This window comes from Roseibium sp. (genome assembly GCF_965232425.1).
GTDB lineage: Bacteria > Pseudomonadota > Alphaproteobacteria > Rhizobiales > Stappiaceae > Roseibium.
On the sequence record NZ_OZ246971.1, the window covers coordinates 2,609,501 to 2,620,362 of the forward strand.

The 10,862-nt window shown below is 59.3% G+C and carries 9 protein-coding genes and 1 tRNA gene; 5 read left to right on the plus strand and 5 right to left on the minus strand.

Going from position 1 to position 10,862, the window contains the following annotated elements:
* The first annotated feature begins 577 nt into the window (after positions 1-577).
* Together ACO08A_RS11935 and ACO08A_RS11940 are read left to right on the plus strand one after the other, a co-directional pair.
* Entirely contained in the window at positions 578-2,968 is a 2,391-nt protein-coding gene (locus ACO08A_RS11935) for a hypothetical protein (RefSeq protein ID WP_422041272.1), read from the plus strand.
* 472 nt (positions 2,969-3,440) lie between these two features.
* A complete protein-coding gene (locus ACO08A_RS11940) occupies positions 3,441-3,962 on the plus strand; it encodes a hypothetical protein (RefSeq protein ID WP_422041273.1) in 522 nt (173 codons plus the stop codon).
* 220 nt (positions 3,963-4,182) lie between these two features.
* On the opposite strand, the gene ACO08A_RS11945 is transcribed toward ACO08A_RS11940, so the two are convergent.
* Positions 4,183-4,259, minus strand: a tRNA-Arg gene (locus ACO08A_RS11945).
* Between the two features lie 358 nt (positions 4,260-4,617).
* On the opposite strand from ACO08A_RS11945, the gene ACO08A_RS11950 reads away from it, so the two are divergent.
* The 3 genes from ACO08A_RS11950 to ACO08A_RS11960 are packed head-to-tail and all read left to right on the plus strand — an operon-like array spanning position 4,618 to position 7,785.
* Complete coding sequence (locus tag ACO08A_RS11950) at positions 4,618-5,481, plus strand: hypothetical protein (protein WP_422041274.1); 864 nt, start codon at positions 4,618-4,620, stop codon at positions 5,479-5,481.
* The gene (locus ACO08A_RS11955) at positions 5,459-6,976 is read left to right on the plus strand and encodes a M48 family metalloprotease (protein ID WP_422041275.1); all 1,518 of its coding nucleotides are present in this window, start codon (positions 5,459-5,461) and stop codon (positions 6,974-6,976) included. Before ACO08A_RS11950 ends, ACO08A_RS11955 begins: the two co-directional genes overlap by 23 nt.
* Positions 6,977-6,993: 17 nt before the next feature.
* The gene (locus ACO08A_RS11960; protein ID WP_422041276.1) at positions 6,994-7,785 is read left to right on the plus strand and encodes an alpha/beta fold hydrolase; all 792 of its coding nucleotides are present in this window, start codon (positions 6,994-6,996) and stop codon (positions 7,783-7,785) included.
* Between the two features lie 22 nt (positions 7,786-7,807).
* Here the strand turns inward: ACO08A_RS11960 and ACO08A_RS11965 are convergent, their stop codons facing one another.
* The 4 genes from ACO08A_RS11965 to ACO08A_RS11980 all read right to left on the minus strand — a co-directional run bounded on the left by ACO08A_RS11965 (position 7,808) and on the right by ACO08A_RS11980 (position 10,850).
* A complete protein-coding gene (locus ACO08A_RS11965; protein WP_421980257.1) occupies positions 7,808-8,671 on the minus strand; it encodes an RNA polymerase factor sigma-32 in 864 nt (287 codons plus the stop codon).
* Between the two features lie 218 nt (positions 8,672-8,889).
* Positions 8,890-9,483: a CarD family transcriptional regulator gene (locus ACO08A_RS11970; RefSeq protein WP_421980256.1), complete on the minus strand. Its 594-nt coding sequence runs from the start codon at positions 9,481-9,483 to the stop codon at positions 8,890-8,892.
* 452 nt (positions 9,484-9,935) lie between these two features.
* Positions 9,936-10,268: a ferredoxin FdxA gene (gene fdxA / locus ACO08A_RS11975; RefSeq protein WP_306142131.1), complete on the minus strand. Its 333-nt coding sequence runs from the start codon at positions 10,266-10,268 to the stop codon at positions 9,936-9,938.
* 216 nt (positions 10,269-10,484) lie between these two features.
* On the minus strand, positions 10,485-10,850 hold the full coding sequence (locus ACO08A_RS11980) for an RNA-binding S4 domain-containing protein (RefSeq protein ID WP_422041748.1): 366 nt from the start codon (positions 10,848-10,850) through the stop codon (positions 10,485-10,487).
* Positions 10,851-10,862 lie beyond the last annotated feature (12 nt).

Sequence of the window (10,862 nt, forward strand, 5' to 3'; positions counted from 1 at the left end):
TTTTCTGGTTTCGGTATCCATTGCTTTTCTTGATTTTGAAACGCGGTTCCCGCTTGCCTGAAGCGCTTCGGGAACACCAGATCCCGACACGCGTTTCCTTCCGATTTGGAGGATCGAATAAGGAAATCGGACTATGGAAAATGGCCGGTTTTTCAAGGTAATGAGATGAATTTCCCCGGAGCTGGAACGGCTGTCATTCGGCTGAGAAATCGGGTTTAGAAGCCCGAATTCCTCACCCGGAAGCGGCCCAGTTTAGGGGTAGGTCCGGGTTGACCAGGGTATCGGGACATTCACGCGCAAAATCCGGTGTTGCATTCGTGCGGCCGGTGAGGTGCGAGGCGGGCAGATGGGGAGCCATGCCTCATGTCTTTTCCGCGCGTGAGCCTGGTTTCCAAACCGCGATCACCGCGTTTCCGCGCGCTCCCGGACATTTCGTTTCCATCAATCCAGCCACGCCCACCAGACGGAAAAGGACGGCCCGGCCCGCTTCGCCGATCCGTGCCTGCGCGCGTGGGTCAATCCAACCAAGCCTTCGAACAGCCGCCGTGCAGACCGCGCAGCACAAGGAAGTAAGACCATGAGAAATCCCCTCGCCAACAAGCGACACCAGCTGCTGACATGCGCGCTTTTGTGTTCGACGGCGATCGCCTTGCCGTCACCGGTCCTCGCCACCGATATCCTGATTTCACTAGATCATCCGCTCTTCGACGCGTCCCGGGCCAACGGCTCGATCACGCTTCCGACAGATTTGAACTCGCTTACACTTGCAGAGGGAACGGAGATTTCCATCACTGACGCGGTGGGGTTGGAAGTCTTTTCAAGGGCCGGCGTTACGGTCACGAACAACGGACGCATTGTCACATGGGGTTCCAACGGAGGGACCAATGCGCTCGACCCGCAGTCCCTCGGATATGGCGACGGCATTTTCGTCCTGGGGTCGGACAATGCCACGATCATCAACAACGGGTTCATAAGTATCGGCGATTTTTTCGCCAATGCCATTTTCGGCTATGACGCAAGCAAGTACACGATCGTGAACACCGGCAATATCCTCATCCGCGAAGATATTCTGGAAGACAATACAGCTTGGGATACCTGGACCCCAGATTTTCCGGGACAACTTAATCCTCATGTCCTCAACCCGGACTACCTCACTACGGGAGACGCGCCTCAGATTATCCAGACCGCCGGCGCATCGGCCGGTATCAGGATCAATTCGTTTCTGGAGAACGCCGGCGCGGCCTCGACCGCGTTGGGTGGCCACTATGTCGTCAACAACGGCACGATCACATCCTATGCGGTTCAGAGTCGCGGCATTTATCTGGATGGAGCGTCCCGTGTCACCTGGGATCACGACAATGATCCCAACACGGAAGAAGTCGAGCTGTCGGACGACTGGTTCTCGATCTACTCGACTGCCGTAAATAACGGCAGGATCCTGATGATCGGGACGACACCCAGTAACCAACAGGTGTATGACGTTTCGGGTATGCGAGTTGAAGGCCATCACGCGACCCTGATCAACAACGGTTACATCGAAATCCGGCCTGTAGGGTTCGGTATCGACTACAACGGCAACAGCGGCACGGTCATCAACAACGGCACAATGTTGGTACTTAACCAAGATTCGCACGGTATCGAGCACTACCGGAACGGTTCTTCGCTCCCGGCCGACTTGAAAATCAGCCTGACCGTGAACACGGGGCTCATCTCCGTTCAAGGCGACAACACCCACGGCATCACGCTGAGCGGACATGACGGCCACAGGCTCATCAACTACGGGCGGGTGTTTTCCCGGGACGGATACTCGATCGATGTAAACACATTCGGATCGGGGGGGCTGGCGACGGGTGACAGGAACACCGTCTACCTGCTGGACGGATCGATCCTCTACGGTGATGTGTACATACGTGACGCCAGCCAGCCATACACGGACTTTCGCCTCGGCGACGGACTCAATGCCGTCGTGCGCTTCGATACGACCAACGGAAACCTGCCGGACAACATTGTTTCAAGGCACGGACACGTCGTTGTCGGCGACACGCTCTACGTTGTCGATCTCGACAGCTATGCCCAGCAGGATCAGGTTGCGTGGTCGATGGTCTCCCAGATCCAGAATGCCATTGACGATGGCACCGAGGCGCGCCCGCCGGCAGGCGATTTCGCCTTCAACGGCGACGCCGACGGCATGGCGAACAAGTGGGCCAGGGTGTTCGGTGGCTGGGTGCAGGACGATGGCGACGACGATGTCACCTATCTCGACCCCGACGCCGACCATACGCCCGGCTATACCGGCTACTCGGTGGGGACGATCGTCGGCGTAAACAAGGAAAGGCTCAGCTATTTCGCAGGGGCTGCCTACAGCAGCGTTTCCGGCGACGAGGAGGTCTCCTACGACACCTACTCAGGAACCCTGTTCGGCGGCGTCTCCGGCAATATCGCCGAACGGCTCAACGTTTCGCTGACGGCCGGCGCTGCCTATAACAGGACCGACCGGGACATGGCCGACAACACGGTCTCCGGCGGGATCGATTCGGACACGGCCAACTATGCGTCCGTGTTTCTTTCACCTTCGCTCCTGGTGAGAGGTCCGTTCGGCAGCTCCTTCCGGGTGAACTATCTGGGAAGCTGGACACAGGGCCATGATTTTTCCTTCTCCGGCGGTACGCAGCTGGATGTCGACAGCCGGTTCAGCAATGTCATCGGCACGCAGTTGCAGATGGCGCACAATCTCCCCGTGGTGAACGACACATTCGGAACCCGGATCCGCTACGGTGTCGAGGCGAGCTATGCCGATGGCCAGTCGGTCGGCTACAACCTGATGGGCACCGACCTGGAAACGCCCTACGACAACGGCTTTACCGCCCGCGGGTTCGCCGCCCTGGAAGTCGGTCCGACCTATATCGAGGCTGGCTACAATACGGACGAGCAGGTCTCCATCAATGCCGGTCTGAGGCTGAAGTTCTAAGGTCAGGACCAAGCAACGTTCCGCCGGCCCCGCACATGCGGGGCCGTTCTTCGAAGCCGGCCGCCAGCGGACCTCCAGGCGGCCGGCTTCGTTTTTAGCGATGGTGGCACGAGACGTCAGGAGGCCAATTCAGAATGTCCCATTGAGACACGCTTTGATTGATTTTCTGCTTGTTCTCACAGTAATTCTGCCGCAGTGGAAAATCTTGCAAGGATATAAGTGTGAATTTCAAACACGTATGTGATTACCTCTGAAATTGCTCAAATAAAAGTGGCGAACTTAAATTTAAATTTTTTCCTACTACTCGCGCAGTGCTGAATTTTGAAATAAAAATCAGGAGTTTTAATTTTATATTCTCAGCTCCGTGTCGATCCGAAAACAAGATCTATTAAAAAAGTTTAATTTCCAGAATGCCGATATATCACCATCTATAAACCGTGGGTTGTAAAACATAAAACCTGCGAGGCAAATCATGGAAGATATTTTTGGCTTGAATCTTGATTTCAGCGATCAGGACCGCGGACCTTCATTTGAATTCCAGCCTGACAGTCTGATGTCTCCTGAGCAAGTTGCCGATGTATTTGAACGTGTTTCAACAGAGCTGGAGCATGCGGACAATTTTGAGTTGACGAATTGCCTTGCGCCGGAAGCAGATCCTGCACCAGGACTTTCCCCCGGCGACAAATCCTGGTTCCAGGCCTCACCGGACAGTTTCGACTTTGCCGTGCCCATGAGCGGCGGCGTCGGGTACGAAATCAGCAGTGTTGCCGATGGTCCGGCCGGCAGGCTGGAAATTCTCATGCCGCAGCTGAACGCACTCATCGACGACCTCAAGGATCTGGCAGGGGAGGATGCGGTACGCAGATTTCTGGAGACCGACATAGAACTGTACAGCTACATGCGGAACTACAGCGTTGCGCAAAACCTTGTGTCTCAGCTCATGACGGAATTGGCAAGCTTGGTCAAGACTATCAACCAGACCCTGAGAACCTGAACTGCTTCTGCCGGGTCGTGGGCGGCAACCGGCGACGCGGAGCCTGGACCGGATCCGTTGGCGCACCGCATGCCGTGATAAAGACCGCAAGGATCATCTGCGAGGGTTGCAGGCAAGCTGAGGATTTCGCCGCATACTTCGACGGGGGATTCTCGCGACGGGTGTGAGTCTGGAGCACCCGGCAATTGTGAATCGGGTCTTCAGCTGGACCTGCAAAAATTGGTGACCCCGACAGGATTCGAACCTGTGACCCTCAGATTAGGAATCTGATGCTCTATCCTGCTGAGCTACGGGGCCGGTAAAGGGTCGATTAGCATGATTTGACGGACTTTGCGAGCCCGGAGATGGTCCGCGGCGAAAGTCGGCAGCGCTGCACCCGATGCGGGTTTGCCGGACGTCTGAAGGTGCCGTTTCACGGTTTTGTCTCGGGCTTGCCTTATTCGGTGCTTAGCAACGGGAGCAAGGTTTTGCAGGGCGCTGGCGGTGCCCCATGTCAGAAGGGTTGTGGCCAATAGCGTTCCAGAAACAACACAGGCGCGTGCACGATTTGCGTTTGGGAAGAGCGCAGGGGGAAAAGGCCCCCGACGCCCCGGCAGCGGCTTCGCGATTGTCTCGGCCGGTCAAGGCAGGCTGGGTCCTCAGGACCGGCAGGCAAGTGGCTTGTTGTTTTTGTCTCGCGGTATCCGGTCTTGCCTGCGGGGGAGGCCCGTCAGCGGCGCAGGCCGCACCCTCCGGCGTGGAGCCGGAGATCAATGCCGATGAAATTCTCCTCGCCTGTGCGGGAGACATCGCCGGCGGCGTGCCGCTGGTGGCCGCGGCTTCGGACGGGACATTCGAGGGCGTTGACGGTGCGCTTTACCGGGCCGTCGACCTGCGCCCCCTGAGGGACGGCGCGCGCCGCGAACCGGCCCTGGCCGATCTCATGACGGGCGCAGCCAGCTATCTGGCGGTGCCCGTTGCCGGACCCGATCGGTGGGGGCTTGTGCCCGCCTGGATCGTGCGCCGGGACCGGCATGGGACGTCTCTTGGCCAGGCGGAGATGCTTCGGCGCGGCGAAGCGCTGTTCGCGCCGGACGTTGCGGCGGGAGACTGTGCCGGCCGGCTGCGGGCTGCCGAACGCACGGCACGTGCCTCGGAATCAGGCCACTGGTCCGGCGCAGCGGCGGCGACGGTCTTTCCCGCCGGGAAGCCTGCGGCCTTTGCCGGACACGCCGGGCGCTACGTCATTGCCCGCGGGCGCATAGTTTCACTTGGAAAAACGGCGAGCACCCGCTATCTCAATTTCGGTAGATACTGGAAAACCGATCTTACGGTGACATTCAAGTCCTCCGAAGAAAACACGTTCAACGCGATCCTTGGCCGGAATGGCCATAAGGTCGAAGACCTCGCAGGGCAGCGCGTTGAGGTTCGGGGGGTCTTGCAGGAGAGAGACGGGCCGTATATTGCGCTCCGGCATCCCGAGCAACTGGTGGTCCTTAAAGGCAGAAGGGTGGGAAGTGGCGGTCAGGACGGCAATTGAATCCCAGCGCGGCACGCGTTCGACGACCGCCGGTTCACGTCCCGGGCGGCCGGCCCGCCGTCTCGTGCGTGTTTTCGGCGTGCTCGCGCTGTCGCTGCTCACCGCATCATGCCAGCTTCTGGGCGACGGAACCAGTGTCGGTACCGTCTCAACGGGTGTCCGCCCGAAACTCACCAGTGACATCGGTGCGCGTGAGCACCCCAGGGTCGTCGCCACATATGGCGGTGTCTACAAGGACCCGGGTGCGGAACGGGCTGTGGCCAGTGTCGTCGGACGGCTGGTCGCAGCCTCGGAGGACCCCTCCCAGAGTTACCAGATCACGATCCTCAACTCTCCGGCGATCAACGCCTTTGCCCTGCCCGGCGGCTATCTCTACGTCACCCGGGGACTTCTTGCGCTGGCCAATGACACGTCGGAAGTCGCCGCAGTTCTTGCGCATGAAATGGCGCATGTCACGGCGAACCACGCTATCAAGCGGCAGCAGCGCGCGGAGGCCAAGCAGCTGGCCGACCGGATCCTGAATGACGTGGTTCAGGATTCAGAGGAAGCGCGCAAGGCCATCATTTCGTCGCAGCTGTCTTTCGCGCGCTTCAGCCAGGTCCAGGAACTGGAGGCGGATGCCATCGGCGTCAAGACGCTGGCGCGGGCCGGTTTCGATCCCTATGCCGCGGCCCGTTTCCTGCGGTCCATGGCGGCCTACGCGCAGTATCAATCGGCTGACGCCTCGTCGCCCGGTGCTCCCGACTTCCTGTCATCGCATCCTTCAACGCCGGAGCGACTCCAGATCGCGGTGAAATCGGCACGCCAGATCGGCGCACCGGGTATCGGCGAGCGGGACCGGGACCGCTACCTCAACCAGATCAACGGCATGCTCTACGGCGACGATCCGCTGGAAGGGTTCGTGCGCGGCCGGTCCTTCCTGCACAAGGCGCTGGGCATCGGCTTCACGGTGCCGCAGGGCTACATCCTGGAAAACTCCACGGAAGCGGTTCTGGCCAGCAATGGCGACGGCACGGCCATCCGCTTCGACGGCGCGGATGTCAGCGGCTTTCCCAACCTGGTCGACTACATGAAATCCGGCTGGATCAACGGCCTGCTTCCGGAAAGTGTCCGGGAGACGACCATCAACGGATTGCCGGGGGTCACGGGGGCCGCGATCACGCAGGGCTGGTCCTTCCGCATCGCCGTTGTCCGCATCGGCCGGACCGGCTACCGGTTCATCTTTGCCAGCCGGTCTCCCAATCAGCGCTTCGACACGGATTTCCGTGCAACCGTCGACAGTTTCAGGCAGTTGACGCCGACCGAGCGGGCGCGGCTGCAGTCGCTGCGCATCAAGGTGGTCAAGACCAAGCCGGGCGATACGCCGCGCAAACTTGCCGTCGGCATGAGCGGGGTTGAGCCGTCCCGGCGGCTGCAGTTCTTCTCCATCCTGAACGATCTCGATCCGAACAAGGCCATTCCCACGGGGACGGCGGTCAAGCTCGTGGTGGAGTAGATTTCCGGGCAAATCCCATGGACAAGAACACGGCTTCCGTTTCAGCGCGGTTTCGGCAGTACGGAGAACCGCCCTCACAGGTGGCGGTCGTGCATGGGGGGCCGGGCGGTGCAGGTGAAGTCCAGCCTCTTGCACGAGAACTCGGGGCACAAGGGTATCGTGTCCTGGAACCTTTCCAGACCGAAAACACTATCGCGGGACAGGTCGCGGAACTGGCGGCACAGATAAACCAGTCGTGTCAACGGCCTGTCTGCCTGGTCGGATGGTCGTGGGGCGCCTGGCTCGTGTGCCTGCTGGCCGCAGAACATCCGGAACTGGTTTCCAGACTTCTCCTGGTCGGAAGCGCACCGTTTGATGCACGCCATGCGGAGGCCGTGGCGCAGACGCGTCTTTCCCGCCTGTCAGAAGAAAGGCAAGCGGAGTTTGCGCGCGTATCAGCGAACCTCGATGACCCTGGAAACGTCAGGAGATTGGCGGAGCTGACCGACGCAGCCGACACCTACCTGGCGCGCGGCGCAAGTCCTGCCGAAATCAATTTTGACCGGGAGATTCACGCAGCTGTCCGGGCCGAAGCGAAAGCGCTCAGGTCATCGGGACGGCTGCTGGAACGACTCACACATGTGCGTTGTCCGGTCACCGCATTCCATGGTGACCATGACCCGCATCCTGCAATTGGCGTGAAGGAACCGCTGGCCTCGGTGCTTCCGCGTTCGGATTTCATCCTGCTGCACAGGTGCGGTCACAAGCCCTGGAACGAGACGCACGCGCATTACGTGTTCTTCGCGGCCCTGGAAAGCGCAATGCGCTAGCGCCCGATCGGGCTCAAGCGTTTCAGACGCTGTAGACCGCTTCGTCCGGCTGTTCATTCAAAAGGGCCGAGCGCAGTTTTTCCATGGCACGGCTCTCGATCTGGCGAACGCGCTCCTTGGAGATCCCGAGCTTCTCGCCGAGCGATTCCAGCGTTGCCCCGTCTTCGGACAGACGGCGTTCCTTGACGATGCGCAACTCGCGCTCGCTTAGGACTTTCAGGGCCGACCACAGCCATTTCCTGCGCCGTTCGGTGTCGATGTTTCCTGTGACGATTTCGTCCGGCAGGGGGGCATCGGACACGAGGAAATCCTGTCTGTCGGCGCTCGAGCCTTCGCTGTCCGTGACAGGCGCATTCAGCGACGTATCGGGTCCGGACAGACGGGCCGACATCAACGCCACATCGGCGTGTTTCACGCCGATCGCATCGGCGATCTTCTGATGAAGTTCGCTGTCGGTCAGCGGTGTCTGGTTGTTCGAGAGTTTCGCCCTGAGACGGCGCAGATTGAAGAACAGCGCTTTCTGCGTCGATGATGTTCCGCCGCGGACGATCGACCAGTTGCGCAGAATGTAGTCCTGGATCGAGGCCCGGATCCACCAGGTCGCATAGGTGGAGAAGCGCACTTCGCGTGCCGGTTCGAACCGGGCGGCCGCTTCGAGCAGGCCGACATGCCCTTCCTGGATCAGGTCGCCGAGCGACAGACCGAAATTGCGGAAGCGGGATGCGACTGCAATCACGAGGCGCATGTGCGACAGAGACAGTTTCTCCAGCGCCTTTTCATCCCGATGATCCCGCCAGCGGACCGCGAGCTCCCGTTCTTCCTCACGCGTGAGGTAGGGTGCTTTCATTGCCGCCTGGACCAATTGCCGCTTTTCGCTTCCCGACATGACTGACGCTCCGATGTGTTATCGGGTTAACTACGTATCAATGCACAGGTTAGATCACTCGGAGTGGCTGCTGTTGCGGAATTTTTGCACTTCTGCGTGATGCCGGTGTGAGCGGTTGTCGCCGGCACCGGTATGTCGGTTTCCCGGTTCCGGAACGAAAAAGGGTCCGGCGCGAACCGGACCCTTCCCGAAAGTCATGTGCGATCGGGCGACGAATTTCAGGCAGCTTCTTCCTTGTCTTCGTCGTCTTCTTCGACATCAGCCTCGGCAGCGGCCGCAGCCTTGAGGCGGCTCGGCGACTTCGCGAGGTTCTGCTCGATCTGCTTCACAGCCTCGGTTTCCGAGCACTTGTTGACGGCAGCGATTTCGCGGGCCATGCGGTCAAGGGCCGCTTCGTAGAGCTGGCGTTCGGAGTAGGACTGTTCCGGCTGGCTCTCCGACCTGTAGAGATCGCGGACAACTTCGGAAATGGCGATCAGGTCGCCAGAATTGATCTTTGCCTCGTATTCCTGTGCACGCCGGCTCCACATGGTGCGCTTCACCCGCGGCCGGCCCCGGACTGTTTCGAGAGCCTTCTTGACCGCTGCCGGATCGCCGAGTTTGCGCATTCCGACGGAAGCGATTTTCGCGACCGGTACACGAAGGGTCATCTTGTCCTGTTCAAAAACGATGACGAGCAACTCCAAAGTGTGACCCGCAACGCTCTGCTCTTCGATGGCGGTAATCTGGCCGACGCCGTGCGCCGGATAAACGATATGCTCGCCTGTCTTGAAACCTTGACGCTGCGCGGCTTTTTTGGTGCTTGTTGCCATACTGATATTCTCTCCTGCGCAGTTGCGATCTTTTCAGACCGATGCTTGGCCATGTTAGCCATCTGTTTTTTTTGCGACACGAACCCCGCCGAGCGATCCTTTACGGAACGCCTGTTGATATGCGGCGTGTCAGGGCTGGTCAGTCGTGCCTTTCCACTATAGAAACTGTTCAGTCATAAGAGCTGCCGGGAGGTGACGCATCCGGTTTCGCTGGGATCCGGAACACGTTTCGTACACTCCGTTTTGGGGGTTCTTCTCGTGGTTGGCGACTATCCCCAATATGTAACATACTTTTGTGGAAAATTAAAGTGTTACGCTTTTGTGATGCACAATGACCACAAAACGGCCACTTGAGCACCGCGTGCAGGCCGTTGAATTCAATCAATTTATCAGCAGGACCCTGTCAAGACGCCGCATGCGGCAGGTTGCCGCACACGTAATGCCGCGACGAATCAGGATGGCGGGTTCGGAGAGAAATGCTCTTCAAACTTGTTTTCCTTGCCGTCGAATTCCTCGGCGGTCGGGAGCGGGTCCTTCTTCTCCGTGATATTGGGCCATTTCTCGGAGTACTCGGCGTTGATTTCGATCCACTTCTCCAGGCCCGGCTCGGTATCGGGCAGGATTGCCTCGGCCGGGCATTCGGGTTCACAGACACCGCAATCGATGCATTCGTCGGGATTGATGACGAGAAAGTTCTCGCCTTCGTAGAAACAGTCCACCGGACAGACTTCAACACAGTCCGTGTACTTGCACTTGATGCAATTGTCTGTGACGACGTAGGTCATCGAATCCTCGCTGCGGGTCACGCCGGGCGGTTTCGCGAACCGTTGTCCGACCGGCTGTCATTTGCGTGCAGCACGTCCAAAGCGGGGTGCACGGCCAAAAAATCAGATCGGTGTTGCCTATCGTTTTTGTCTGGGACGCGCAAGCGTCCAGGATGACGCAATCCGGACGAACAAGAGAAAGTTATTCCGTTTTCTCTTCAAAAACCGGAATCTGCGTCAGTTTTCACCGCGGAAGGCGTCCATCTTGCGGCGATCGCGCTTGGTCGGACGGCCGGCTCCGGCTTCGCGCTGACCGGGCGGTGGCGGCGGTGCGGCTTTTTTGGGTGGCGGCGGAGGCGAGAGATCCTCGTAAAGGGTGCGGGCCTCTTCGTAAGGGCCGCGCCTCGAGCCGAGCGCCACGATTTTCAATACCAGAACCTTGCGTTCAAGGACGATGGTCAGCACATCGCCTGTCTTGACGGTCTTGCTGGCCGAGGAAATCTTGTCCTTGTTGATCCTGACATGGCCGGATGTCGCCAGTTTCTGTGCCAGGGAGCGCGATTTGGTGACCCTGGCATACCAGAGCCACTTGTCGACACGCAGGACGCCCGCGTC

Excerpts from the sequence above, each read along its gene's own strand:
- ACO08A_RS11935 (WP_422041272.1), top strand. The coding sequence starts at position 578 with ATGAGAAATCCCCTCGCCAACAAGCGACACCAGCTGCTGACATGCGCG.
- ACO08A_RS11940 (WP_422041273.1), top strand. The coding sequence starts at position 3,441 with ATGGAAGATATTTTTGGCTTGAATCTTGATTTCAGCGATCAGGACCGC.
- ACO08A_RS11960 (WP_422041276.1), top strand. The coding sequence starts at position 6,994 with ATGGACAAGAACACGGCTTCCGTTTCAGCGCGGTTTCGGCAGTACGGA.
- ACO08A_RS11965 (WP_421980257.1), bottom strand. The coding sequence starts at position 8,671 with ATGTCGGGAAGCGAAAAGCGGCAATTGGTCCAGGCGGCAATGAAAGCA.
- ACO08A_RS11970 (WP_421980256.1), bottom strand. The coding sequence starts at position 9,483 with ATGGCAACAAGCACCAAAAAAGCCGCGCAGCGTCAAGGTTTCAAGACA.
- fdxA (WP_306142131.1), bottom strand. The coding sequence starts at position 10,268 with ATGACCTACGTCGTCACAGACAATTGCATCAAGTGCAAGTACACGGAC.